A 25647-nucleotide genomic window follows, 5' to 3' on the forward strand; every position below is an offset into this window, starting at 1 on the left:
CGGGTAATAAGAAATTTCAGTATTGCGTCAGATCCGCCAACGGATGCCGCCCCTCCCAAACCTTGTGGAAGTGCGCCTCGACCACCGCGTCCGGCACATGTGCAATCTCCGGCCAATGCCAGTGCGGCTTCTGATCCTTGTCGATCAAACGCGCACGAACGCCCTCGCTGAATTCCGGATGCCGGCAGCAATTGAGGCTCAGGGTGTATTCCATCTGAAAAACTTCGGCCAGCGACAGATGCCGCGCGCGTTTGATCTGTTCCCAGACCAGATGCGCAGTCAGGGGCGAGCCTTCGCTCATGGTCTTCGCTGCACGGGCGATCAGCAGATCGCTGCTGTCGCGCTGCAGGGCGATGGCCTTCCAGGCACAGGTTACATCGCTGACATCCAGCAACTCATCGATGTGCTGACGACGCGGCAGCCACTGCGCTTCGGGCATCTGCGCCACCGCCTCCTGTTGCAGGGCCTTGAGCAGACTGTTGAGCTGCATTTCGGTCTGTTCCTGCCAATTCAGTTGCAGTAAACCCTCAATCAGATCCGGTTGCTGTTCATCGAGCAGAAAGCGATCCGCCAGATCCAGATCAATCGCATCGCGGCCATTGATGTGCGCGCCGGTCAAACCCAGAAACACCCCGAGCTTGCCCGGCAGCCGCGACAGAAACCAACTGGCGCCGACATCCGGGTACAGACCGATGGAGATCTCGGGCATCGCCAAGCGGCTGCTCGGCGTGACGATCCGCGTGCTCGCGCCTTGCAGCAAACCCATGCCGCCGCCGAGCACGTAACCGTGGCCCCAGCAGATCAACGGTTTCGGATAAGTGTGCAGGCTGTAGTCCAAACGGTATTCCGCGCTGAAGAATTGCGCGGCCAGCGGCGGCACTTCGCCGGGATGCGCGCTGCAGGCTTCCACCAGACTGCGCACTTCGCCGCCAGCGCAAAAGGCCTTGGCGCCGTTGCCGCGCAACAGTACGCAGACAATTTGTTCATCCTTGGCCCAAGCGTTCAGTTTATCGCTCAGCGCGTTGATCATCGGCAGAGACAGCGCGTTCAGCGACTTTTCGGCATCCAGACTGGCCACGCCGATGCGTGCGCCGTCGGTGCCGGTGAGTTCTTCGAAGTGCAGATTCATCGTGACCTCGATCGGGAATTTGAACGATCAGTATGATCGCAGTGTAGGAAAGTGCCGGATCTGCGTCAGATCAATTGACAAGCAGGGGCGGGTTTCCTAGGGTTCGCCCCATTGATTTTGCCGGAAATGACCATGACTGCTGACGACCGTATCAAACTCGAACCGAGCTGGAAGGAGGCACTGCGTGCTGAATTCGACCAGCCGTACATGGCAGAGTTGCGCAATTTTCTGCAGCAGGAGCGGGCGGCCGGCAAGGAAATCTATCCGCCGGGGCCGATGATTTTCAATGCGCTGAATTCGACGCCGCTGGATAAAGTCAAAGTCGTCATCCTCGGCCAAGACCCATATCACGGCCCGGGACAGGCGCATGGTTTGTGCTTCTCGGTGCAACCCGGCGTGCCGACGCCGCCGTCGTTGGTCAACATCTATAAAGAGTTGAAACGCGACCTGAACATCGACATTCCCAACCACGGCTATCTGCAGAGCTGGGCCGAGCAGGGCGTGCTGATGCTCAACACCACCATGACCGTCGAGCGCGCCAACGCCAACGCGCACAAGGATAAGGGCTGGCAGTTTTTCACCGACCGGATCATTGAAGTGGTCAGTCGCGAGCAGCCGCACCTGGTGTTCATGCTCTGGGGCGCGCATGCGCAGAGCAAGCAGAAGCTGATCGATGCGACCAAGCATCTGGTGCTGACGTCGGTGCATCCGTCGCCGCTGTCGGCTTATCGTGGCTTCCTCGGGTGCGGGCACTTCAGCCGCACCAACAAGTTTCTTGAGCAGAATGGCGAGACGCCGATTGAGTGGCGTCTTCCGCCGATTTGATGTGGGTCTGAAGGGCCTCATCGCTTGCAGGCAAGCTCCCACAAGGTTAGGGGGGAATACATAATTGTGGCATCCCCCAAACCTGTGGGAGCTGCGGTGCGACGATTCGACTTGCCAGCGATGAAGTTCACTCGGTCTCAATCGGGATTACGGTTCCAGTATTTGAACAACGGCTCCGCCAGAAACAGCACAAACAACAACCGCATCACCTGCATCGCTGTCACCAACGGCACCGACAGTTGCAGGGTTTCCGCCGTCAGACTCATCTCGGCAATCCCGCCAGGCATCATGCCCAGTGTCAACGAACGCAGATCCAGATGGGTCAGGGCGCTCAAACCCAGCGCTGCCAAAGTCGCAATCAACATGGTCAGCGCCGTACCAATCAGGGTACGGCCCATGAATGACGGCGCGCGGCGGAAGAACTGCCGGTTGAAGTGACAACCCAATCCGCTGCCAATCAACCACTGCCCAATCTGGCTGCCGCCATTGGGCAGACTGATGTGCAGATCCCAGGCGATGCTCACCGTCGCACTCACCAGCAACGGCCCGAACAGCCACGGATTGGGTTGGCGCAACCGTTGCCAACCCCAAGCAAGCAATCCGCCCGCCGGAAACAGAATCGCCAGCCAGCGCCAATCGACGCTGCCGGCGTGAGAAATCGGTGTGCCGTCACCCAGCAAATATTTGAAGGCTGCCGGCACGCACAACACCACCACCAACACCCGCAGACTCTGGCCCGCCGCAACATGGCTGAGCAGCGCGCCGTTGCGTGCGCCGAGGTTGACCATCTCCCCGGAGCCGCCGGGCATGCTTGAGAAAAACGCCGTGGCGCGATCCTCCCCGGTACGGCGCATCAACCACACGCCGACCACCGCCGACAGGCTGGTGACCAGCGCGCCGAAGAAGATCAGGCCAAAGTGGCTGAGCACCTGCTCCATCACCAACGGGGTGAAGTGCAGGCCGATGCCGATGCCGACGATCCACTGCCCGCATTTGCGTCCACCAGGTATTTCCGCCAATTGCCACGGCGTCAGGCAGCGCACCAGGATGATCGCCAGCAACGAGCCGACCATCCACGGCAGCGGCCAGCCGATCTGGCTGGCGAGATAACCGCCAAGCAGACCGACCAGCGGCGTTCCCCACCAGCTTTTGAAGGGCCGATCAGACATCGGCAATGGCGTTACGCGCAGCAGCACGGCGACGCCAGATGCGCAGCAGCGGCATCAGCAACATGATGGCGGTCAGCACCCAGACGCCGAAAGTGATCGGGCTCGACCAGAGGATTTCCAGCGCACCGTTGGAAATTGACAGCGCACGCCGCAGGTTTTGCTCCATCAGACCGCCGAGGATGAAACCCAGCAGGACTGGCGACAGCGGAAAATCCAGTTTGCGCAGGATGTAACCGAAGATGCCGATGCCCACCATCAGGAACAGGTCAAAGGTGGTCGCGTGCACTGCGTACACGCCGATCCCGGTAATGATCGCGATCACCGGCACCAGTGCCCAGTTCGGCACGGCGAGGATGCGCGTGAAGATGCGGATCATCGGGATGTTCAGGATCACCAGCATGATATTGGCGACGAACAACGACGCGATCAGGCCCCAGACGATGTCTGGTTGTTGCTGGAACAGCAGCGGGCCAGGCGTGATGTTGTACAGCGACAAGGCGCCGATCATTACTGCCGTGGTGCCTGAACCTGGGACGCCGAGGGTCAGCATCGGCACCAGTGCGCCACAGGCAGAAGCGCCGATGGCGGTTTCCGGAGCCGCGAGGCCACGGGCATCGCCTTCACCGAATTTGCCGCTGGCACCGGCGATGCGTTTTTCGGTCATGTAGGCCACGGCACTGGCCAGCGTCGCGCCGGCACCCGGCAACACGCCCATGATGAACCCGAGCAGGCCGCAACGGATGTTCACGGTGAACACCGACGCCGCTTCCTTGAAGTTGAACATCATGCGTCCGGTAGCTTTTACCGCTTCCTGACCGCGATGGGTTTTCTCCAGCAACAGCAGGATTTCGCTGATCGAGAACAGACCCAGCACCAACACCACAAACTGAATGCCGTCGGTCAGGTGAATGTTGTCGCCGGTGAAGCGATACACACCGCTGTTGGCGTCGATGCCGACGCTGGACAGGAACAGCCCGATCAACGCCGCGATAAACGTCTTCAACGGTCGATCACCGGCCATGCCGCCGAGGCAGACAATCGCGAACACCATCAGTACGAAATATTCCGCCGGCCCGAAGGCAATCGCCCATTTCGCCAGCAGCGGGGCGAACAGCACCATGCCGCAGGTGGCGATGAATGCGCCGATGAACGAACTCCACGCCGACAGCGATAACGCCACGCCGGCCATGCCTTTGCGCGCCATCGGGTAACCGTCGAGGGTGGTCATCACGGTCGACGCTTCGCCGGGAATGTTCAGCAGAATCGAGCTGATCCGCCCGCCGTATTCGCAGCCCAGATACACCGCCGCCAGCAGGATCAGCGCCGACTCCGGCGGCAGCCCGAGGGCGAAGGCAATCGGGATCAATAACGCCACGCCGTTGATCGGGCCGAGGCCCGGCAGCAGGCCGACCACCGTGCCGATCAAGGTGCCGGTCAGCGCCGTGACGAGGTTGTACGGGGTCAGCGCAACGCCGAAGCCCTGGCTCAAATAACCGAGAGTATCCATATCAGTTCTCCAGAACGTCGAGCAGGCCAAGGGGCAGCGGAACGTCCATCACGCGGTCGAACAGCAAGTACAAACCGATGGCCATCAACGTCGTCACGACGACGCTCGGCACCCATGGCCCGCCGTAAAGACGTGCCATTGGAATGCCGATCAGGATGCTGGACAGGATGAATCCCAACGGTTCAAACAGGCCGGCAAACACCAGCAGCAGTACGACGCAGATGCTGATCTTGGTCAGGGTTTCGCGATCCAGCGGCGGCTCGTCATCGCTGTGCTTGATTGGCGCGGGACGAAACACCATGTACAGCAGCGCTGCGCCCATCAGGCCGAGCATCAGCAGGGGAAAGGCCCGTGGGCCAACCGGTTCGTAGGAAAAAGCCGCCTGATACGGCCAGGCCATCAGTGCCAGGCCGGCACAAACCAGCAACAGCACTGAGGCAAAAATGCGTTGAATAAGCATGAGGAACTCCTGTGCCACGGCCGCGCTGAGCGAGGCCGTGGACGCTAGACAGCGACGATCACTGGATCAGGCCGAACTCTTTGGCCAGCACCTTGTAGTCCGCGACTTGCTTCTTCACGTAGGTGTCCAGCTCGGGACCGGTCATGGCGAACGGGAACAGTTCACGCTGATCGCGCAGCGTGGCGAACTCGTCGGAGGCCAGCAGTTTGTCGAAAGAATCTTTCCACCACGCGTAGTCTTCATCGCTGACTTTTGGCCCGAGGTAGAAACCGCGCACCACCGGCCAGACGATGTCGTAGCCTTGTTCCTTGGCAGTGGGGATGTCTTTCATTTCCGGCTCGTCGATGCGCTTGTCGGCGAACACTGCCAGCAGACGCATGTCGCCGCTCTGGATGTGCGGCATGGAGTCGGAGATGTCGGTACTGCCGACCTGGATGTGCCCGCCGAGCAGGGCGGTGGCGATTTCGCCGCCTCCCTCAAGGGCTACATAACGCAGGTCACGCGGGTTGATTCCGGCAGCCTTGGCGATGAGTGCGGTCTGCATCCAGTCCTGGCTACCGACGGTGCCGCCCGAACCAATCACCACTTTGCTCGGATCTTTCTTCAGCGCCTGTACCAGATCGTCGAGATTCTTGTAGGGCGAATCGCTTTTCACCGCGATCGCACCGTAACTGGTGCCGACTGCCGCCAGCCAGCGCACGTTGGTTTCATCGAAACGCCCGAACTTGCCTTGGGCCAGATTCAACAGCGAGCCGCTCGACCACGCCACCAGTGTTCCCGCATCCGCCGGACGCTGAGCGACCACCGCGTTGTACGCCACTGCGCCGACGCCGCCGGGCATGTAGGTCACGCGCATCGGTTTGCTCAGCAGCTTCTGGTTGACCAGCGCGCTCTGTACCAATTTGCACGTCAAGTCGAAACCGCCGCCGGGGGAGGCCGGGGCGATGCATTCAGGGCGTTTCGGTTCGGCCAGCAATTGGCCGGCGAACAGCATGACGCCGGCGGCTAAAGCAACTTTACGCAGTGATAAGTTCATCTATGTCTCCTTGGGAGTTGTTGTTATGGACGTACTGAATTACCAAAGGGCAACGCTATAGCTCACCAGCAGACGCACTTCATCGGCATCGCGAGCGGAGTAGTTGGAACGGTAAGTGGCATTACGCAGGCGTACCGCGACATCCTTGAGGGCGCCGCTTTGTACTACATATTTAATCTCGGTGTTGCGCTCCCACTCTTTGCCTTCATCACCGTTCTTGAGCTTGATGTTGTCACCGCTCAAGTAGCGACTCATGAAACTCAGGCCGGGAATGCCGAGTCTGGCGAAATCGAAGTCGTAACGGGCTTGCCACGAGCGCTCTTCGGCGCCGGCGAAGTCGTTGATCTGCACGAAGTTGACCAGATACGGATCGCTGCCATCGACATACGGAAAGGCACTGTCGCCGGACATGTGCTGATAACCGGCGCTGAACTTGTGGCCGCTCAGGCCATAACTCACCAGACCATTGAGCGAGCGGTTGTCGATCTCGCCGCCACGCGCCGCGCCTTGGTCATCACTGACGGCGAAGCGCAGGTCGGTCGCGAAAGTGCCCGGTCCCATCGGCCGCGAGGCGACCAGTCCGAAGAAGTGTTGGTTATAGACTTCGTCGAGTTGTGCGAAGTGGTAGCTGCCGGTGATCTTGTCGGTGAACTTGTAGTCCACACCGCCAAAGTCGAAATGTTTGCCGGCGGTGGTGCCGGCGAAGCGGCTGTTCTTGTTGTTGAGGGCAATGTCCTCGAAATCGGTGCTGTCGCGGTCCTTGGCTTTTTCCAGACGCCCGCCGGTGAACGTGAGGTTCTTGATCTCTTTGGAAGTCAGCAAACCACCTTCAAAGGTCTGCGGCAGGATGCGCCCGTCATTGGGTTTGAGGATTGGCAGTTCCGGGATCAGGCTGCCGATCTTCAGTTCGGTGGCGGAGATTTTCACTTTGCCGGTCAGGCCAAGCTTGGAGTATTCATCCGCCGCGCGCCCGTCATCGTGGGTCGGCAACAGACCCGTGCCGGTGCGATCAGGGCTTGAATCGAGTTTGACTCCAAGCATGCCCAGCGCATCGACACCGAAGCCCACGGTGCCGTCGGTGTAACCCGATTGCAGATTGAGCATGAAACCCTGCGCCCATTCATCGCGCTTGGATTGCTGGGCACTGGTGCCGTCGCGAAAGTCGCGGTTGAAATACATGTTGCGGGTTTCGAAGGTGGCGGAACTGTCTTCGATGAAGTCGGCGTAGCTCAACGGCGAAAAAACGGCGAGGGCGGCGGCACTGGCAAGGGCGGTGTGACTGAGACGGGAAGGACGAACAGGCGTAAGAGCCTTGGTCTGCAAGGACGGCATGCGGGGTGTACTCCGTTTATTGTTCTTATTGGCGAAAACGCTTCGAGGCGTTTTTCGTATTCGCTGTGTGGCATCAGCGACGGCAGTCGGAACTGTCCGTGGCCCGACTCTAACGGGCTAACCTTTCGCTAACCTTTCAATCGGCTTTCACGGTTTTCGGGCTTCACAGCGGCGGTTGCGGCTGTAAACTCCGCGCCAAAGAATGGCGTCGGCCATCCCTGAACGAGGTAAAAATCCATGCGTGTCCTGCTCGTCGAAGACCATTTGCCACTGGCCGAAAGCGTGGCCCAGGCGCTCAAGAGCACCGGTCTGACCGTGGATGTGTTGCACGATGGCGTGGCTGCCGACCTGGCACTCAGCAGCGAGGAATACGCGGTGGCGATTCTCGATGTCGGCCTGCCGCGCATGGACGGTTTCGAAGTGCTGGCGCGACTGCGCGCACGCGGCAAGAATCTGCCGGTGCTGATGTTGACTGCACGCAGTGATGTGAAGGACCGCGTGCATGGTCTCAATCTGGGCGCCGACGATTACCTTGCCAAGCCGTTTGAACTGACTGAGCTGGAAGCACGAGTCAAAGCCCTGCTGCGGCGCAGTGTGCTCGGCGGTGAACGTCAGCAGCGCTGCGGCGTGCTGGCTTACGACCTCGACACCCGGCGCTTCACCCTCGGTGAAGAGTTGCTCACCCTGACTTCCCGCGAACAAGCGGTGCTCGAAGCGTTGATCGCGCGTCCGGGGCGGGTGATGAGCAAGGAACAACTGGCCGCGCAGGTGTTTGGTCTGGATGAAGAGGCCAGCCCCGATGCGATCGAAATCTACGTGCATCGCCTGCGCAAGAAACTCGACGGCCAACCGGTGGCCATCGTGACTTTCCGTGGCCTCGGCTATCTGCTGGAGAGCCGCGATGCATAAGCCCAGCAGCCTGCGCTGGCGCTTGCTGTGGAACCTCGCGGCGCTGCTGGTGGTGCTGATGCTGGCCAGCGGCTTGAGCGCGTACTGGAACGGTCGCGAAGCCGCCGACACCGCGTATGACCGCACGCTGCTGGCCTCGGCGCGCACTATTGCCGCCGGCCTCTCGCAACGCGATGGCAGCCTGAGTGCCGACGTGCCTTACGTGGCCCTCGACACCTTCGCTTACGACAGCGCCGGGCGTATCTATTACCAGGTCAATGACATCCATCAGAAGCTGATTTCCGGTTACGAAAACCTGCCCGGCCCGCCGCCTGGCACGCCGCGAACTGACAGCTATCCCGCGCTGGCGCGTTTCTACAACGCCACCTATCAAGGGCAAAACGTGCGCGTGGTCAGCCTGTTGAAAGCGGTGAGCGAGCCGAATATGAATGGCATGGCGGAAATTCGTGTCGCCGAAACCGATGAAGCACGGGTGAGCATGGCGCGCAGTCTGGCCGCCGATACCTTGCTGCGTCTGGGCATGCTGGCGATTGGTGCATTGTTGCTGGTGTGGTTTGCCGTGAGTGCCGCGTTGCGTCCGCTGGAGCGTTTGCGCACGGCGGTGGAAGAGCGCCAGCCCGACGATCTGCGCCCGCTGCCGCTGGTAGAAGTGCAGCACGAGTTATGGCCGCTGGTGCGCGCACTCAACCATTTCACCGAACGCCTGCGCGGGCAGTTCGAGCGCCAGGCGCAATTCATTGCCGACGCCGCTCACGAATTGCGCACCCCGCTGGCGGCGCTCAAGGCGCGGCTGGAACTGGGGCTGCGCTCCAGCGAAGCGGAAACCTGGCGCGACACCTTGGAATCGTCCGCGCGAAGCACCGATCGTCTGACCCACTTGGCCAACCAATTGCTGTCGATGGCGCGGGTGGAAAACGGCGCCCGAGCCATCGCCGAAGGTGGCGCGCAATTGCTCGATTTGAGCCAGTTGGCCCGCGAACTGGGCATGGCTATGGCACCGCTGGCTCACGCTCGTGGTGTGGCGCTGGCGTTAGAGGCAGACGAACCGGTGTGGCTGCGCGGCGAGCCGACCTTGCTCAATGAGCTGCTGAGCAATCTGGTGGACAACGCGCTGGCGCATACGCCGACGGGTGGCAACGTGATTTTGCGGGTGCTGTCGCCGGCCGTGCTGGAAGTCGAAGACGACGGCCCGGGCATTCCGCAGGATGAGCGGGACCGGGTGTTTGAACGCTTTTACCGGCGCAATCAGCAGGTCGCCGGTTCTGGGCTGGGGTTGGCGATTGTCGGGGAAATCTGCCGCGCGCATCTGGCGCAGATCTCGCTGCATGACGGCGAGCATGCCGGGTTGAAAGTGCGGGTGAGTTTTATTGCCGGCTAAGCGTCAGTAAAACATTGTCAGCGCTTCTTCCAGATCGGCGCACAACGCTTTGTTGTCCGGGTCGATCCCCAGTTTGCGGAACGCCGGAACGTTGAGCGGATCAACTCGCGCAAACGCGTGATCGGTGCCCTTGTGGCAATACAGACTCGCCACTTGCACCAGATCGACGTAATCGATTTCGCGCGAATTGCGTTCCAGATCCTGATACAGCCCAGGCAGCGCCACCAGCCGTTCCGGAAACTCCCAGACCCGCAGCAGCTTGTCACCGAGCAACGGATGGATGTGGTCGATTACATGGTTGAGGCTGACTGGATCGGACAGCAGTTCGTTGTGATCTTCAGCGTAGGTCAGGATCGGCAACACGCCGATCTGATGCACCAGTCCACCCAGCGCAGCCTGATCGGGTTTAAGCTGGGTGTAACGGCGGCACAGCGCATAACTGACGCCGGCGATCTCCAGACTCTTGCGCCAGACTTCGCGCATCTTGTGTTCGACCACCTCGGAGCGGGCGTGGAAAATCTGCTCCATCACCAGACCGATGGCCAGGTTGCTGCTGTAATTGACGCCGAGTCGCGTGATGGCGGTATGCAAGTCGGTGACTTCCTGCGTCGCGCGCAGCAGTGGACTGTTGACCACTTTGATCAGGCGCGCCGACAGCGCGGTGTCGCGGCCGATGACTTTGCTCAGCTCGCTGACGCTGATTTCAGGGTCTTCCGCGGCCTTGCGAATCTGCAGGGCCACTTCCGGTAACGTTGGCAGAACCAGGTCATCGTTATCGATGGCCTCAACCAAATCCTGTTGGACCTTATCCGCCAGATCGCTCATGTCGTTTCTCTAGGTGTTGCAACAAATGCTGCGCTCAACGCTGGATTTCGCGGTCGCGATCCAGTGCGTAGGGCAGGTCGAGCAAGTGCAGGGCCGGGCCTTCGATGGCGCCCAGATGCAAATCACCGGCTTCGGCAGCTTCGGCCTGCAACACGGCCAGCAGTTCAATATTGTTTTCGGCGCGGGCGGCCAGCACCACTTCGCCGATCGCACTGTTGTGGCTTGGGGCAAACAATTGCGTGCCCGGCTCCGGCAATTCGCTGGCATCGAGTTGGACGCGATACAGACGACGCTTGAGTTTGCCGAGGTATTGCATGCGCGCGACGATTTCCTGGCCGGTGTAGCAGCCCTTCTTGAAACTCACGCCGCCGACGGCTTGCAGGTTGAGCATCTGCGGAATGAACAGCTCGCGGGTGCTCGGCATGACCTGGCCGATACCGGCACGGATCTGGCCCAGCAGCCATTGGTTGAGTTCACCTTCAGCCAATTGCGCGGACAGCTTGATTTTGATGGCGTCGGCCTGATCGGCCGGTACCCAGAGTTCGGCACGGTTTGGCGAGACGCGAATTGCGATCAGGTCTTCGTGACGTACAACGCTGTCGGTTTCGGCCGGCAATTGCAGCCCGAGTGCGGCCAACGTTGTGTCGGCATGTTCCAGACCAAAACGTAGCCAGGCAGCGCTTTCGTCGGTCAATTTGGATTTGGAGAACACCGCGTATTTTTTCAGATCCGCCAGTTGCGGTTCGAGCAGCTCGCTGGCCATCGCCAGCAGTACGCCGTCGCCCTCAAGCACAATGCGGAAACTCGACTGCATCCGGCCTTTCTGCGTGCAGCGCGCGCCGAGGCTGGCCTGGGTGTCGCTCAGGTAATTGATGTTGCAGGTCAGTTGGCCTTGCAGAAATTTGCCAGCATCCACGCCGCGAACCGCGAGAACGCCTTCATGTGAAAGGGTGCAGAAAAAAGCAGAATCGGCCATGGGTCATCGCAGGGTAAAAAGTCTGGGGCACATCATAAGGGGGCGCTATTGAAATGGGTAGTTCATAAAGGATCGGAGGTGCCCGACCAAAGCCGACTGTGCGACCCGCTTGGGGGCTGTATACTTGCCGCCAAATTTGAGGAGGGCCCCATGGTCGAACAAGTTGAACTGAATCGCCTCTTTTGGCACAGCCGTCGCGGCATGCTTGAACTCGACGTGCTGCTGGTGCCATTCGTTCAGGAGGTTTACGCGACTTTGAACGAGGTGGATCGCGATCTGTATGTCCGTCTGCTGACGTGCGAGGATCAGGACATGTTCGGCTGGTTCATGGAGCGTAACGAATCTGAAGATCCGGAGCTTCAGCGCATGGTCCGGATGATTCTGGATCGTGTCCAGCCCAAGTAATTCGTTCGAATGCCGCTGGCATGCCTCACGGCAGTTGCTGGCGGCGTATTTGTTGGCTCAGGCGTTCGCTCTGGGTTGTTGGTTTCTTCTATCTATTCCGATCTGGGCCAGTTTGCTCGGGGCCTTCGGCTGTGCGCTTCACGCTATGTGGGCGCTGCCCCGGCAGATTCTGTTGAGTCATCCGCAAGCCTTCTGCGGGCTGCGGCGTGACGCCGATGGCTGGCAGCTGTGGAATCAGGCGAATGGCTGGCAAGCGGTGCAGCTGCGACCGGACAGCCTGGCGCTGCCGCTGATCGTGGTGCTGCGTTTTCGTTTGCGCGGGGAGTGGCGGGTCAGATCGATCTGCGTGCCGCGCGATGCGCAGGCGGCGGATTTGCACCGACGCCTGCGAGTGCGGCTCAAGTTCAGTCGACGTAGGTGGGCGGTACCAGAATAGTGTCGAGTGCTTCCGGCAGCAGATCAGGGTAGTCGAGGGTGAAATGCAGGCCGCGACTTTCCTTGCGCTCCATCGCTGAGCGGATCATCAGTTCAGCGACCTGGGCGAGGTTGCGCAACTCGATCAGATCGCGGCTGACTTTATAGTTGCTGTAGAACTCGTCAATCTCGTCCAGCAGCAGACGCACCCGATGTTGCGCGCGTTGCAGGCGCTTGTTGGTGCGCACGATGCCGACGTAGTCCCACATGAACCGCCGCAGTTCATCCCAGTTGTGCGCGATGATCACGTCTTCATCGGAGTCTGTAACCTGGCTGGCGTCCCAGACGGGCAGAGCGCGGGGGATGGCGACTTCGTCCAGTTGGTCAAGGATGTCCGCCGCCGCTGAGCGTGCGTAGACGAAGCATTCCAGCAGCGAATTGCTGGCCATGCGGTTGGCGCCGTGCAGGCCGGTAAAACTGGTTTCGCCGATGGCGTACAGGCCCGGTACGTCGGTGCGGCCGTGTTGATCGACCATAACCCCGCCACAGGTGTAATGCGCCGCTGGTACGACCGGAATCGGCTGTTTGGTGATGTCGATGCCGAATGTCAGGCAGCGTTCGTAAACAGTCGGAAAGTGCGACTTGATGAACGCTTCCGGCTTGTGGCTGATGTCGAGGTAGACGCAATCGACACCGAGGCGCTTCATTTCATGGTCGATGGCGCGGGCGACGATGTCGCGCGGCGCCAGTTCAGCGCGTGAGTCGAAGCGCTGCATGAAGCGCTCGCCATTCGGCAGTTTAAGATGAGCGCCTTCACCGCGAAGGGCTTCGGTCACCAGAAAACTCTTGGCTTGCGGGTGATACAGGCAGGTCGGGTGGAACTGGTTGAACTCCAGGTTTGCCACTCGGCAACCGGAACGCCAGGCCATGGCAATGCCATCACCGCAGGCGCCGTCGGGGTTACTGGTATAGAGATAGACCTTGGCCGCGCCACCCGATGCAAGGATCACGAAACGTGCGCCGTAGGTGTCGACTTCGCCGCTCTTGCGATTGAGTACGTAAGCGCCGAGGCAGCGGTCGCCGTCCATGCCCAGACGGCGTTCGGTGATCAAATCGACAGCCACTCGCTGCTCCAGCAACTCGATGTTCGAGCGCTGTTTAGCCTGGTTCAGCAAGGTTGTGAAAATTGCCGCACCGGTGGCGTCGGCTGCGTGGATGATGCGTCGATGGCTGTGGCCGCCTTCGCGGGTCAGGTGAAATTCGAAGCCGCCGTCTTCAGTGCCAGACTGTTCATCGCGGGTGAAGGGCACGCCTTGGTCGATCAGCCATTGAATCGCTTCGCGGCTATGCTCGACGGTAAAACGCACGGCGTCTTCGTGGCACAGGCCGCCGCCGGCATTCAGCGTGTCATCGACGTGCGATTCGACAGTGTCGGTGTCATCGAGCACAGCGGCGACACCGCCCTGGGCCCAATAGGTAGAACCGTTGGCGAGATCGCCCTTGCTCAATACAGCAATGCTCAAGTGGCCCGGCAGGGTCAGCGCGAGACTCAAACCGGCAGCGCCGCTGCCAATCACCAGAACATCGTGTTGAAACTGTTGGCTCATTTCAGGATTCCGCGCAAAGCGACCCGGGTCGGGGGTGGCGCAGGACAGGCGATTCGCGAGTCGAGACAGCCACACAGCCCACTAGTATATAGAGGGGTGGAGCGGCACAATAGCCGGGCCGATATGGCATTGTGAGACTACAGTGGCGTGAACAGCGCGACGCTTCGTCGGAAGAAATTTCCGCAGGTTTTGGGAAAAGGCGACTGTATCGAGGATGAAACACCCTTTTTCGCCACGTTGTGGCTACATGTCGGCGATGTGACGTTATAAATAATTGGAACTTTTGTCAGAGGCTCAAGCTCAATAGACAGTTGCCAAAACCACGGGACAGTGTCGGCTTCAATGCGGAACCTGCGGTTGGGTTCCTGCCGGCGAACCGATTACAAGATTATTCGCGCAGCCGGTTTATCCCGCGCTGCGTTTTTCGTGCGTGCCAAATCAGAGCCCGCAGGAAACTTGCTTGGAGGGGGAGAACTTTTGCGAAAAGCCCGAGTCTATGTTTGCAAGTCTGGTCGTTTAGTTATGCAAGCTTCCTCTGAGCTTATCGAGGAGTGTTCATGCTAACCCAGGAAGAGGATCAGCAGCTGGTCGAGCGCGTTCAGCGTGGCGACAAGCGAGCTTTCGATCTGCTGGTGCTGAAGTATCAGCACAAAATTCTCGGGTTGATCGTGCGTTTTGTGCACGACACCCATGAAGCGCAGGACGTAGCGCAAGAAGCCTTTATCAAGGCATATCGAGCGCTGGGAAATTTTCGCGGAGACAGCGCGTTTTATACGTGGCTTTACCGTATCGCCATCAACACGGCGAAGAATTATCTGGTTTCTCGCGGCCGCCGGCCGCCGGATAGCGATGTAAGTTCCGAAGATGCGGAGTTCTACGACGGCGATCATGGCCTGAAAGATCTTGAGTCTCCAGAGCGTGCACTGCTGCGGGATGAGATCGAGGGCACCGTCCATCGAACCATCCAGCAATTGCCGGAAGATTTGCGTACCGCTTTAACTTTACGTGAATTCGATGGTCTGAGTTACGAGGACATTGCGAGCGTCATGCAGTGTCCGGTTGGCACCGTGCGCTCCCGGATTTTCCGCGCTCGGGAGGCCATCGATAAAGCCCTGCAGCCGTTGTTGCAGGAAAACTAAAGACAGCGGCGATAGCCAAGAGAGGAACGCCATGAGTCGTGAAGCCCTGCAGGAATCGCTGTCCGCAGTGATGGATAACGAAGCGGACGAACTGGAATTGCGTCGAGTGATCAATGCACTCGATGATGTCGAAACCCGTGAAACCTGGGCTCGTTACCAAATCGCTCGGGCAGCCATGCATAAGGATCTGCTGCTTCCTCGCCTGGATATCGCTTCGGCCGTATCTGCTGCGCTGGAAGACGAAGCAACTCCAGCCAAAGCATCCCGCGGTCCATGGCGTAGCCTCGGTCGTCTGGCTGTTGCAGCCTCGGTGACAGTTGCAGTTCTGGCCGGTGTTCGCCTGTACAACCAGGATGAAATCGCTGGTGTTGAGCTCGCTCAGCAATCCAATCAGCCGACTCTGTCCGCTCCACAGGTCAAAGGTCCGGCTGTACTGGCAGGCTATAGTGAAAGCTCCGAAGCTACTGGCCCTATGGCCAACGGCGTATTGCAAGGTCAACCAGGTTGGCATGACCAGCGTCTGCCAGGCTACTTGCGCCAGCACGCTCAGCAGGCTGCGCTCAAAGGTACTGAAAGCGCCCTGCCATATGCACGTGCAGCAAGCCTGGAAAACCGTTAAGGAGGATCATGCGCTCCATACCTCTACTTTCGCTTCTGCTTAGCGGCTGGTTTGTAGTTCCAGCCCATGCCGACGAAGCCCAGGACTGGTTGACACGCCTGGGCCAGGCCGAGCAGCAGCAAAGCTTCAACGGTACTTTCGTCTACGAGCGTAACGGTAGTTTTTCTACCCACAACATCTGGCATCGCGTCCAGAATGGTCAGATCCGCGAGCGTTTGTTACAGCTTGACGGTTCGGCCCAGGAAGTCGTGCGAATTGATGGGCATACTCAATGCGTTAGCGGCACCCTGGTTGCGGGGTTGGGCGATTCTCCCAACTCTGGCGCGCGTGCACTCGATCCTCAAAAGCTGAAGAATTGGTATGAGCTTGCCGTCGTCGGCAAGTCGCGTGTCGCTGGGCGCGAAGCGGTGATCGTTTCGCTTACCCCGCGTGATCAGCATCGCTATGGTTTCGAACTGCATCTGGACAAACAAACCGGTTTGCCCCTCAAGTCGTTGCTACTCAACGACAAGGGTCAACTGCTGGAACGGTTTCAGTTCACCCGTTTGAACACGGTGGAAACGCCGACCGACAAAGAATTGATGGCCGACGCCGACTGCAAGCCAGTCAATCTCCAGAGCGACAAGGCATCCGCTGTAAAAAGCGCGCAGGTCTGGCACTCGGATTGGCTGCCGCCAGGTTTCGAATTGACCAGCAGCTCTTCGCACAAAGATCCTGAAACCAAAACCCAGGTCAACAGCCTGATGTATGACGATGGTCTTGCGCGATTCTCGGTGTTTCTCGAGCCGTTAAATGGTGCAACCGTCACTGACACTCGGACTCAGTTGGGTCCAACCGTTGCCGTATCACGCCGTCTGACTACCCCTGAGGGTGAAATGATGGTGACGGTAGTCGGCGAAATCCCGATCGGCACCGCCGAACGAATTGCTTTATCGATGCGCAGCAATGACGCAGCCACCAGCAAGCAGTGAGCTGAATCCAGCAAATCGCGTTTCCTCAGCGGGACGTAGAAATGTTTGCTGAGCATTTTCATTTGCAAATAATCCAAAAATTTTTTATAGGTCAGAGCCTCACGGCTCTGGCCTTGTTTGTTGTTGCCGGAACAAAAATGCCGGCCGGTCGCGCCCGGTGTTCCTTGCTCCATATCGCTTAATCCTGCTCGTCGTAACGGGAGCTGTATGTCGACACTTAGCTTGAAGTCTTATCTCTCAATTTTCGCCACCGTGCTGGTGCTCGGTCAGGCCGTGCCTACGGCGGTGCAAGCAGCTGAACTGCCTGATTTCACCCAACTGGTCGAGCAAGCCTCGCCTGCGGTGGTGAACATCAGCACCACGCAGAAACTGCCCGACCGTAGAGTTAATCAGCAGATGCCTGATCTTGAAGGCTTGCCGCCCATGCTTCGCGAGTTTTTCGAGCGGGGCATGCCGCAACAGCCTCGTTCCCCGCGTGGCGATCGCCAGCGTGAAGCGCAGTCGCTGGGCTCAGGCTTCATCATCTCGCCGGATGGCTACATCCTCACCAACAACCATGTGATCGCTGATGCCGACGAAATTCTCGTGCGCCTCGCCGACCGCAGTGAGATGAAAGCCAAGCTGGTCGGCACCGACCCTCGTTCCGACGTGGCGCTGCTGAAAATCGAAGGCAAGGATCTGCCGGTACTTAAACTTGGCAAATCCCAGGATCTGAAAGCCGGCCAGTGGGTCGTAGCGATCGGTTCGCCATTCGGCTTTGACCATACCGTGACCCAAGGCATCGTCAGTGCCGTCGGCCGCAGCCTGCCGAACGAAAACTACGTGCCGTTCATTCAGACCGACGTGCCGATCAATCCGGGTAACTCCGGTGGCCCGCTGTTCAATCTGAACGGTGAAGTGGTCGGCATCAACTCGCAGATCTACACTCGTTCCGGCGGCTTCATGGGCGTGTCGTTCGCCATCCCGATTGACGTGGCTATGGACGTTTCCAACCAGCTGAAAAGCGGTGGCAAGGTCAGCCGTGGCTGGTTGGGTGTGGTCATCCAGGAAGTGAACAAGGATCTTGCCGAGTCGTTTGGTCTGGAAAAACCGGCCGGTGCATTGGTTGCGCAGATTCAGGACGACGGTCCGGCGGCCAAGGGTGGCCTGCAAGTTGGCGACGTGATTCTGAGCATGAACGGTCAGCCGATCGTCATGTCGGCTGATCTGCCACATCTGGTCGGTGCACTGAAGGCAGGTGCCAAGGCCAATCTGGAAGTGATTCGTGAAGGCAAGCGCAAGAATGTCGAACTGACGGTCGGCGCGATCCCTGACGAAGACAAAGAGCTGGATGCGCTGCCTAAGTCGAGCGCCGAAACCAGCAGCAACCGTCTAGGTGTTTCGGTGAGTGAGCTGACCGCCGAGCAGAAGAAAACCTACGACCTCAAAGGTGGTGTGGTGATCAAGGAAGTGCAAGACGGTCCTGCGGCGCTGATCGGTCTGCAGCCGGGTGACGTCATCACGCACTTGAACAACCAGGCCATCGGTTCGAGCAAGGAATTTTCGGAGATTGCCAAGGCGCTGCCGAAGAATCGTTCGGTATCGATGCGCGTGCTGCGTCAAGGTCGTGCCAGCTTCATCACCTTCAAACTGGCTGAATAATCCGGTTGTGAGCTGAATAAAAAACCGCCTCGAATGAGGCGGTTTTTTTATGTCTGGAGAAAAGGCTCAGCCCATCATGTCCTTGACCATGCGCTCCTGTTCCATCAGCTCGCGCTGACGAGCATCGATGCGCGATGACAGCGGGAAGTTGCTGCCCGCCTTGCGCTTGGCGAAATCAAGTTGCTGAATAGCCTGGCGATAGTCGCCGACCAAAGCGAAGTACTCGGCCCGCGCCTGATGCAGCCCGATGATATTGCCCGAAAGTCCACGCGTTTCAGCTACCTGATACCAGACGTCGGGATCTTCCGGGCGCGACTTGAGCAAACCCTCGAGCGCTTTCTCGGCATCCGCCGTGCGATTCTGTTTGAGCAGCAGATCGACGCGTACCTGATTCAGCGGGTAGTTGCCCGGATACTGCGTGAGCATCCGGTCAACCCGCGACTGCGCATCCGGCAGGCGATTGTTGGTGATATCCAGATCAACTTGAGCCAGGTTGTAGACGATCTCGTTCGGGAATCTGGTCAGCAGTTGCTGGAGATTCTCCCGCGCCTCATTCAACTGGCCGCCCTTGATCTGCGCGATGGCCAGACCATAACGCGCCACGTCGTTTTTCGGATTTTCATCCAGCTGTGCGCGGAAGCGTTTGGCGCCCAGTCCCGGGGTTTCTTCGTAGATCAACTGCACCCGTGCGCGGATCAGCTGATAACGCATGCTGTCCTCTATACCGCCCGGTTTGGCCTGTTCTGCACGGTTACGGGTGTCGGCGATCCGCGACTCGGTGACCGGGTGAGTCAGGAGGAATTCCGGTGGTTTGGCATCGAAGCGATATTGGCGCATCAGGCGTTCGAACATGGTCGGCATCGAGCGCGGATCGTAGCCGGCCTTTTCCAGATTGAGGATGCCGATGCGGTCGGCCTCTTGTTCGTTCTGGCGCGAGAAACGGCGTTGTTCCTGGATTGCGGCGGCTTGAGTGCCGGCAATCGCGGCAATGCCGGCGTCACCGGCACCCGCCGCGGCAATCACGATACCTGCGAGTAACGCGGCCATCATCGGCACCTGCATGCGCTGCGAAGCTTCGACGCCGCGTGCAAAGTGGCGTTGCGACAAGTGAGCCAGTTCGTGAGCCAGCACCGAGGCATATTCGCCTTCAGTCTGCGCGTTGAGGAACAGACCGCCGTTGACCCCGACGATCCCGCCCGGCGCCGCGAAGGCGTTGAGTTGCGGGCTGTTGATCAGGATGAATTCGAGGCGCCGGTCGTTGACCTGGCTGGTTTCCACCAGCTTATAGACGCTGGACTCCACGTAATCCTTGAGCTGCGGATCGTTGAGCTGTGAAACCTGACTGCGCAGCATGGCGAGCCAAGCGCGACCCAACTGGTACTCCTGTTGTGGCGAGACGATGGCAGAACTGGCGTCACCGAGTGACGGCAGGTCGTCGGCGAAGCCCGGTGAGGCGAGCAGGCAAGCGAGCGTCAGCAGGGTAGGGCGCAAAAAAGTCATGCACAAAGCCTTAGTCGACAAAGACCTTACTGTAGCCGGACACCGCGCTTGCGACCAGATATTCTAGGCAGCCCGACCTTCGATCTGGAGTGATGCATGACCGACGCTGTAGCCTTTGATTGTGAACTGGATGCCAGTGGCTTGAATTGTCCACTGCCGTTGCTCAAGGCCAAGATGGAATTGAACAAGTTGGCCAGCGGCGCGGTACTCAAGGTGATCGCCACCGATGCGGGCTCACAGCGCGACTTCCGTACCTTTGCCAAATTGGCCGGTCACACGCTGTTGCGTGAAGAAGATGAAGCGGGTGTCTATCGTTACTGGCTGAAAAAAGCGTGAAACAAGCAATATCGACGTCCGCCAGGACGCCGAAGTGTCAGGCCTTGTTCAGGTCTTGAGCAGCAGCCAGCACCGCATCAACATGTCCTGGCACCTTCACGCCGCGCCATTCCTGGCGCAACACGCCATTCTTGTCGATCAGGAACGTGCTGCGATCCACGCCAAGATATTCCTTGCCGTAGAGCTTTTTCAGCTTGATCACATCAAACAGCTGGCAAACGGCTTCGTCCTTGTCACTGATCAGCTCGAACGGGAATTCCTGCTTGCCCTTGAAGTTCTCGTGCGATTTCAAGCTGTCGCGAGAAATACCGAACACCTCAGTGTTGGCAGCCTGAAATGACGCGTGCTGATCGCGAAAGCCCTGACCCTGAGTCGTGCAGCCCGGCGTGCTGTCTTTCGGATAGAAGTAGATCACTACTTGCTTGCCCTTGAGGGCGGCGAGGCTGAAGGTCTGCCCGCTGGTCGCAGGCGCTTCGAAATCAGCTACCGGTTGGTCGATGGTGACAGCCATGAAAGCATCCTTACATTGGGTTCTGTGGGCGCCACGGTTCGATCAGAGCGTCGAGGTTCATCGCGTCGGAGAAATCCAGGAACTGATCGCGCAGCCAACTGATCTGCGTGCCCGCGGGCAAAGTCACGGTGAACGTGGCGTTGAGCATGGTGCCGCCGGTCTGCGGAGCTTGATAGGTATCGCAGGTCAGGTTTTCCAGCTCGACGTTGTGATCCATGAAGAACTGGCACAGCTCGTTGATGATGTCCGGACGATATGCCGAGCTGACGTAAGCCACGTATGGCAGCGCCTGTGGGCGATTTTCCAGCGGCGCGCTGCGCACCACGTTGACGGTGAAAGCGTGCTTCTTGGCCAGGCCCGACAGGCTGCCTTCAAGACGCGCGAGGGCGTCCCAAGTGCCGGAGATCTCAAGGATCAGCGCACTGCACTCGCCATGGCGAGTCAGGCGGGACGTGACCACGGCGCAGCGGTTTTCATGGCTGGCGCGGCACAGGACGTTAGTCAGCTCCATGGGGTTGGCGCCGAGGGCACTGATGACAAGGAATTGTTCGCGAACTGTGGGGGTGGACATGCAGCATTCCTAAAGCGATGAGCGGTCGGTAGGGTGAGGGGCATTGATTACCGGAAGTTGCCTGCATGAGCCAATTCAGTCTGTCCGTCAGAAATCCCCGGCAGCACTCGCAACTCGCTCCACTTTGGCGGAAGCGCGTCGAGGCGACGCTGGAACGGGGCCTGGGAGGCCGAAATGGGAGGCTGGAACCCGGCGTACAAGCTGATCATTACCGATCAAAGTCTGAAGGGTAGCGAAAAGCGCGGCCAAGGGGAATGGCAGCGGCGCAGTACTTCGCTTGTGCAAGCATCTTGGCGCCAGTACCATTACCGCTCTCTTTTTCCGGCAGGAGCGGTTTCATGATTGCGGGCAGTATGGTGGCACTGGTCACACCCATGGATGCACAAGGGCGTCTTGACTGGGACAGCCTCAGCAAACTCGTGGACTTTCACCTGAAGAACGGCACCCACGCCATTGTCGCGGTCGGTACTACCGGCGAGTCGGCAACCCTGGATGTCGATGAGCACATTGCCGTCATCAAGGCCGTGGTCAAGCAGGTCAACGGCCGCATCCCGGTCATTGCCGGTACCGGCGCCAATTCGACCCGCGAAGCCGTCGAACTGACCCGCAACGCCAAAGAAGCCGGGGCCGATGCCTGCCTGCTGGTCGTTCCGTACTACAATAAACCGACTCAGGAAGGTTTGTACCAGCACTTCAAGCACATCGCCGAGTCGGTCGACATTCCGCAGATTCTGTACAACGTTCCTGGCCGCACTTCCTGCGACATGCAGGCCGAGACCGTGATTCGCCTGTCCACCGTGCCGAACATCATCGGCATCAAGGAAGCCACTGGCGACCTGAAGCGTGCCAAAGCGATCATCGACGGCGTGAGCAAGGATTTCATCGTGCTGTCCGGCGATGATCCGACCGCCGTCGAACTGATCCTGCTGGGTGGTAAAGGCAACATCTCCGTCACCGCCAACGTCGCTCCGCGCGAAATGGCTGATCTGTGCGAGGCTGCGCTCGAGGGCAACGCCGACAAAGCACGAGCGATCAACGAAAAACTGATGCCGCTGCACAAGGACCTGTTCATCGAAGCCAACCCGATTCCGGTGAAGTGGGCTTTGGTGGAAATGGGTCTGATGCACGAAGGCATCCGCCTGCCGCTGACCTGGCTGAGCACCCCTTGTCATGAAACGTTGCGTTCGGCCCTGCGCCAATGCAGCGTCCTGGTTTAATTGAGGAAGTACAACGCATGAAGCGAATGGCCGGACTTTCCGCACTTGCCTTGATTATCTCCAGCACCAGTGGCTGCGGATGGGTCTGGGGCCCGGAAGGTTATTTCCGTGACCGTGGTAGCGATTACCTGGAAGCGCAACAGACTGCACCGATGCAACTGCCACCCGACGTAGCCACCGCCAAGCGTCTCGATCCGTTGTTGCCGATTCCGCGCAACGTAGCCGACGACACCGCCAAGGGCGAATACATCGTTCCGCGTCCTCAGCCGCTGTCGGCTGTTGCCGATGCCAGCGACTACTCGCTACAGAAGAGCGGTGACTCGCGTTGGGTCATGGCTCAGCATCCACCGGCTGAAGTCTGGCCAGTGGCGGTGCAGTTTTTCCAGGACAACGGTTTCCGTCTGGATGAACAGCGCCCGCAAACCGGCGAGTTCACCACGACCTGGCAGCACTCGGATGAACTGTCGGCTGCAATGGCCAAGCGCCTGAGCGCGGCCGGTATCAGCACCGACAGCGAAACTCGCGTGCGGGTACGCATCGAGCCAGGCGTGCAGCGCAATACCAGTGAAGTCTACGTGGTCAGCGCCGAGCGTCCTGCCGGCAGCACGGCCGACGTGGCGTTCACCAATCGTTCGGTCAATACCGGTCTCGACGCCGCGCTGGTCGACGACATGCTTGCAAGCATGAGCCGCATCGCGGAGAAGGGCGGTTCGGTGTCCATGCTGGCTTCGCGCGATTTCGATACGCCAAGCCGTGTCAGCCTGAGCGAAGACGGCAGCGGCAACCCGGTGCTGAACGTCGGCAATGACCTGGATCGTGCCTGGTCGAGCGTCGGTCGTGCGCTGGAGCAAGGTGAGTGGCGCGTTGAAGACATCAACCGCAGCCTGGGCCTGTACTACATCAACTTGTCCGAAAAGGCCGAGAAGAAAGACGACAAGCCTGGTTTCTTCAGCAGCCTGTTCGGCAGTGCGCCGAGCAAGGAAGAAGTTGAAGCCCGTGCCGAGCGTTATCAGGTGCGTCTGAGCAAGGTCGGCGAGAACGTGCAAGTTACCGTCGAGAAGAACATCAATACCGTGGCTCCGGCCGATGTGGCTCGCAAGGTGTTGAGTCTGATTCAGGACAACCTGGGCTGATACCATGCGTTTTGCCGTTCTCGGCAGCGGTAGCCAAGGGAACGGCACGCTGATCGCCAGCGCTGATACCTATGTGCTGGTGGATTGTGGTTTTTCCCTGCGGGAAACCGAAAAACGCCTGTTGCGCCTGGGTGTGAACCCGGCGCAATTGAGCGCGATACTTGTGACCCACGAACATGCCGATCACGTGCATGGCGTGGGTTTGCTGTCTCGGCGCTACAATCTGCCGGTCTACCTCAGTCGCGGCACACTGCGCGGGATGCGCAAACCGATTGAAGCTGCCGGGTTTCTTGCCGGTGGCGAGCAACTGCAGATCGGTGCACTGAACATCGGGGTCATTGCCGTGGCCCATGATGCGCAGGAACCGACCCAATATGTATTCAGTGACGGCGAGCGGCGTTTCGGCCTGCTGACTGACCTCGGTTCTTATTGCGAGCGGGTGCTGGACGGTTATCGGGATCTCGATGCGTTAATGATCGAATCCAACCATTGTCGTGACATGTTGGCGCGTGGTCATTACCCGTACTTTCTCAAGCAGCGGGTCGGCGGCGAGCTGGGACATTTGAACAACCATCAGGCGGCATTCCTGGTGGCCGAGTTGGGCTGGCAAGGCCTGCAACATTTGGTCCTGGCCCATCTGAGCAGCAAGAACAACCTGCCGCAGCTGGCCCGGCAATGTTTTGTCGACACTCTCGGGTGCGACCCGGACTGGCTGCAACTGGCCGATCAAGATTCAGGGCTCGACTGGCGCCACATCGCCTAGCCCATCTACTTAGCAAGCGGAGCCCATCATGGAAAAACGTGAAGAACTCTACCGCGGCAAAGCCAAGTCGGTTTACAAGACCGATGACGCTGACCGCTTGATCCTGCTGTTCCGTAACGACACTTCGGCGTTCGACGGCAAGCGCATCGAGCAGCTCGACCGCAAAGGCATGGTGAACAACAAGTTCAACGCCTTCATCATGCAGAAACTCGAAGCGGCCGGGGTTCCGACCCAATTCGACAAACTGCTGGGCGATAACGAATGCCTGGTGAAGAAGCTCGACATGATCCCGGTCGAGTGCGTCGTGCGTAACTACGCTGCCGGCAGCCTGGTGAAGCGTCTCGGTGTCGAGGAGGGCTTGAAGCTCAACCCGTACACTTTTGAGCTGTTCCTCAAGGACGACGCCAAGGGCGACCCGTTCATCAACGAATCCCACGTTGTGGCATTCGGTTGGGGTACCGCCGAGCAACTGGTTCGCATGAAAGAACTGTCGCTCAAGGTCAACGAAGTGTTGAGCAAACTGTTCGACGATGCTGGCCTGCTGCTGGTCGACTTCAAGCTGGAATTCGGCGTGTTCAGCGACGGCACCATCGTGCTGGGTGACGAGTTCAGTCCGGACGGCTGCCGTCTGTGGGACAAGGACACCAAGAAGAAGATGGACAAAGACCGCTTCCGCCAAGGCCTCGGTGACGTTATCGAAGCCTACGAAGAAGTCGCCAAACGTCTGGGTGTACCGCTGTAATCGACGCAAGCATCTGATAGCACGGAAAAAATTTCGAATAGGGGTTTCCCATTCGGTAAAAGTGTTGTTATGATGCGCGCCGTTGGAGAGATGCCAGAGTGGCCGAATGGGACGGATTCGAAATCCGTTGTACCTTCACCGGTACCTAGGGTTCGAATCCCTATCTCTCCGCCATTATTGAATAAGACTAAGCCCCCGTAATCGTTACTGATTGCGGGGGCTTTTTCGTTCTTGGTGTTTTGTTTGGAGGCTGCGTATCAGAAGGCTGGGGCGGGCACGCTTCTATATAGTATCGGGCGATCATTCGGCGCTGGTCGCAACTTTTGCGCCACGAAGCTTCGTAGTGCTTTTCTCCTTTCTTATAAGTAGAAGGGAAGGTGGGGCGCCAACTCAGGGGGTTTTGACCTTTGTGGCAGAAATATGAAAATAGCGGTTGACGGCAGATTCTGGAAGTCTATAATTCGCCCCACTTCCGGCGCAGTCGAAACGGAAAACTCCTTGAGATTCAATGAGTTGCGTAGGTTTCGGCAGT

The 25647-nt window shown here is 59.1% G+C and carries 26 protein-coding genes and 1 tRNA gene; 15 read left to right on the plus strand and 12 right to left on the minus strand.

Annotated features, from left to right (window positions below):
* Positions 1-16: 16 nt before the first annotated feature.
* A complete protein-coding gene (locus tag ACP7EE_RS24020; protein ID WP_426205605.1) occupies positions 17-1129 on the minus strand; it encodes an enoyl-CoA hydratase/isomerase family protein in 1113 nt (370 codons plus the stop codon).
* A gap of 132 nt (positions 1130-1261) precedes the next feature.
* Between ACP7EE_RS24020 and ung the strand changes: the two genes are divergently transcribed.
* Positions 1262-1954 carry a uracil-DNA glycosylase gene (gene ung / locus ACP7EE_RS24025; protein ID WP_420648124.1) on the plus strand — a complete coding sequence of 231 codons (693 nt, stop codon included), beginning with the start codon at positions 1262-1264 and terminating at the stop codon, positions 1952-1954.
* 137 nt (positions 1955-2091) lie between these two features.
* Here ung and ACP7EE_RS24030 read toward each other — a convergent pair whose 3' ends face one another.
* From ACP7EE_RS24030 to ACP7EE_RS24050, 5 genes are read right to left on the minus strand one after another with little or no spacing between them, the layout of a single operon-like run.
* On the minus strand, positions 2092-3123 hold the full coding sequence (locus ACP7EE_RS24030) for an AbrB family transcriptional regulator (protein WP_420648123.1): 1032 nt from the start codon (positions 3121-3123) through the stop codon (positions 2092-2094).
* Positions 3116-4630, minus strand: coding sequence for a tripartite tricarboxylate transporter permease (locus tag ACP7EE_RS24035; protein WP_426237217.1), 1515 nt, complete (start codon positions 4628-4630; stop codon positions 3116-3118). The genes ACP7EE_RS24030 and ACP7EE_RS24035 overlap by 8 nt, the downstream gene beginning before the upstream one ends.
* Before the next feature lies 1 nt (position 4631).
* On the minus strand, positions 4632-5090 hold the full coding sequence (locus tag ACP7EE_RS24040; RefSeq protein ID WP_420648121.1) for a tripartite tricarboxylate transporter TctB family protein: 459 nt from the start codon (positions 5088-5090) through the stop codon (positions 4632-4634).
* Between the two features lie 58 nt (positions 5091-5148).
* A complete protein-coding gene (locus tag ACP7EE_RS24045; RefSeq protein ID WP_426237219.1) occupies positions 5149-6126 on the minus strand; it encodes a Bug family tripartite tricarboxylate transporter substrate binding protein in 978 nt (325 codons plus the stop codon).
* A 39-nt stretch (positions 6127-6165) separates the two neighbouring features.
* A complete protein-coding gene (locus ACP7EE_RS24050) occupies positions 6166-7458 on the minus strand; it encodes an OprD family porin (RefSeq protein WP_426237221.1) in 1293 nt (430 codons plus the stop codon).
* Between the two features lie 237 nt (positions 7459-7695).
* Here ACP7EE_RS24050 and ACP7EE_RS24055 point away from each other — a divergent pair, with 237 nt between their 5' ends.
* Positions 7696-8367, plus strand: a complete 672-nt coding sequence (locus tag ACP7EE_RS24055; protein ID WP_426205609.1) for a response regulator — start codon at positions 7696-7698, stop codon at positions 8365-8367.
* Positions 8360-9745, plus strand: coding sequence for a sensor histidine kinase (locus ACP7EE_RS24060; RefSeq protein ID WP_426237223.1), 1386 nt, complete (start codon positions 8360-8362; stop codon positions 9743-9745). The genes ACP7EE_RS24055 and ACP7EE_RS24060 overlap by 8 nt, the downstream gene beginning before the upstream one ends.
* A 3-nt stretch (positions 9746-9748) precedes the next feature.
* Here the strand turns inward: ACP7EE_RS24060 and ACP7EE_RS24065 are convergent, their stop codons facing one another.
* Positions 9749-10570 (minus strand): HDOD domain-containing protein, encoded by an 822-nt coding sequence (locus ACP7EE_RS24065; protein ID WP_420648116.1) that lies wholly within the window; start codon positions 10568-10570, stop codon positions 9749-9751.
* Between the two features lie 34 nt (positions 10571-10604).
* Positions 10605-11546, minus strand: coding sequence for a YgfZ/GcvT domain-containing protein (locus tag ACP7EE_RS24070; RefSeq protein WP_426237225.1), 942 nt, complete (start codon positions 11544-11546; stop codon positions 10605-10607).
* Positions 11547-11696: 150 nt separating this feature from the next.
* Between ACP7EE_RS24070 and ACP7EE_RS24075 the strand changes: the two genes are divergently transcribed.
* Positions 11697-11951, plus strand: coding sequence for a succinate dehydrogenase assembly factor 2 (locus ACP7EE_RS24075; protein WP_420648114.1), 255 nt, complete (start codon positions 11697-11699; stop codon positions 11949-11951).
* Positions 11935-12387 carry a protein YgfX gene (locus ACP7EE_RS24080; protein ID WP_426237227.1) on the plus strand — a complete coding sequence of 151 codons (453 nt, stop codon included), beginning with the start codon at positions 11935-11937 and terminating at the stop codon, positions 12385-12387. The genes ACP7EE_RS24075 and ACP7EE_RS24080 overlap by 17 nt, the downstream gene beginning before the upstream one ends.
* On the opposite strand, the gene nadB is transcribed toward ACP7EE_RS24080, so the two are convergent.
* Entirely contained in the window at positions 12356-13972 is a 1617-nt protein-coding gene (gene nadB, locus ACP7EE_RS24085) for an L-aspartate oxidase (protein ID WP_420648112.1), read from the minus strand. The two genes, ACP7EE_RS24080 and nadB, sit on opposite strands and share 32 nt — an antisense overlap.
* Positions 13973-14529: 557 nt before the next feature.
* On the opposite strand from nadB, the gene rpoE reads away from it, so the two are divergent.
* The 4 genes from rpoE to ACP7EE_RS24105 all read left to right on the plus strand — a co-directional run bounded on the left by rpoE (position 14530) and on the right by ACP7EE_RS24105 (position 18342).
* On the plus strand, positions 14530-15111 hold the full coding sequence (gene rpoE, locus ACP7EE_RS24090; RefSeq protein WP_003172477.1) for an RNA polymerase sigma factor RpoE: 582 nt from the start codon (positions 14530-14532) through the stop codon (positions 15109-15111).
* Positions 15112-15142: 31 nt separating this feature from the next.
* Positions 15143-15730, plus strand: a complete 588-nt coding sequence (locus tag ACP7EE_RS24095; RefSeq protein WP_420648111.1) for a sigma-E factor negative regulatory protein — start codon at positions 15143-15145, stop codon at positions 15728-15730.
* 8 nt (positions 15731-15738) lie between these two features.
* Positions 15739-16701: a MucB/RseB C-terminal domain-containing protein gene (locus ACP7EE_RS24100; RefSeq protein WP_426237229.1), complete on the plus strand. Its 963-nt coding sequence runs from the start codon at positions 15739-15741 to the stop codon at positions 16699-16701.
* A 207-nt stretch (positions 16702-16908) separates the two neighbouring features.
* A complete protein-coding gene (locus ACP7EE_RS24105) occupies positions 16909-18342 on the plus strand; it encodes a DegQ family serine endoprotease (RefSeq protein ID WP_426237231.1) in 1434 nt (477 codons plus the stop codon).
* Positions 18343-18408: 66 nt separating this feature from the next.
* Here the strand turns inward: ACP7EE_RS24105 and ACP7EE_RS24110 are convergent, their stop codons facing one another.
* Complete coding sequence (locus tag ACP7EE_RS24110; protein WP_420648108.1) at positions 18409-19842, minus strand: M48 family metalloprotease; 1434 nt, start codon at positions 19840-19842, stop codon at positions 18409-18411.
* Between the two features lie 96 nt (positions 19843-19938).
* Here ACP7EE_RS24110 and ACP7EE_RS24115 point away from each other — a divergent pair, with 96 nt between their 5' ends.
* A complete protein-coding gene (locus tag ACP7EE_RS24115) occupies positions 19939-20178 on the plus strand; it encodes a sulfurtransferase TusA family protein (RefSeq protein WP_426206808.1) in 240 nt (79 codons plus the stop codon).
* A 37-nt stretch (positions 20179-20215) separates the two neighbouring features.
* Here ACP7EE_RS24115 and ACP7EE_RS24120 read toward each other — a convergent pair whose 3' ends face one another.
* Together ACP7EE_RS24120 and ACP7EE_RS24125 are read right to left on the minus strand one after the other, a co-directional pair.
* Positions 20216-20689 carry a peroxiredoxin gene (locus ACP7EE_RS24120; protein ID WP_426237234.1) on the minus strand — a complete coding sequence of 158 codons (474 nt, stop codon included), beginning with the start codon at positions 20687-20689 and terminating at the stop codon, positions 20216-20218.
* Positions 20690-20699: 10 nt separating this feature from the next.
* Positions 20700-21260 (minus strand): glycine cleavage system protein R, encoded by a 561-nt coding sequence (locus ACP7EE_RS24125; protein WP_420648105.1) that lies wholly within the window; start codon positions 21258-21260, stop codon positions 20700-20702.
* Between the two features lie 338 nt (positions 21261-21598).
* On the opposite strand from ACP7EE_RS24125, the gene dapA reads away from it, so the two are divergent.
* From dapA to ACP7EE_RS24150, 5 genes are all read left to right on the plus strand, one after another.
* Positions 21599-22477, plus strand: a complete 879-nt coding sequence (dapA, locus tag ACP7EE_RS24130; protein WP_420648104.1) for a 4-hydroxy-tetrahydrodipicolinate synthase — start codon at positions 21599-21601, stop codon at positions 22475-22477.
* 17 nt (positions 22478-22494) lie between these two features.
* Positions 22495-23610 (plus strand): outer membrane protein assembly factor BamC, encoded by a 1116-nt coding sequence (gene bamC, locus ACP7EE_RS24135; RefSeq protein WP_420648103.1) that lies wholly within the window; start codon positions 22495-22497, stop codon positions 23608-23610.
* 4 nt (positions 23611-23614) lie between these two features.
* The gene (locus ACP7EE_RS24140; RefSeq protein ID WP_420648102.1) at positions 23615-24373 is read left to right on the plus strand and encodes an MBL fold metallo-hydrolase; all 759 of its coding nucleotides are present in this window, start codon (positions 23615-23617) and stop codon (positions 24371-24373) included.
* Positions 24374-24401: 28 nt separating this feature from the next.
* On the plus strand, positions 24402-25115 hold the full coding sequence (gene purC, locus ACP7EE_RS24145; RefSeq protein ID WP_426206806.1) for a phosphoribosylaminoimidazolesuccinocarboxamide synthase: 714 nt from the start codon (positions 24402-24404) through the stop codon (positions 25113-25115).
* Positions 25116-25199: 84 nt separating this feature from the next.
* A tRNA-Ser gene (locus ACP7EE_RS24150) sits at positions 25200-25289 on the plus strand.
* Positions 25290-25647: the final 358 nt, after the last annotated feature.

Origin of the sequence: Pseudomonas sp. TWP3-2, assembly GCF_049897765.1 — a bacterium.
In the GTDB taxonomy this organism is placed as follows: Bacteria; Pseudomonadota; Gammaproteobacteria; order Pseudomonadales; family Pseudomonadaceae; genus Aquipseudomonas.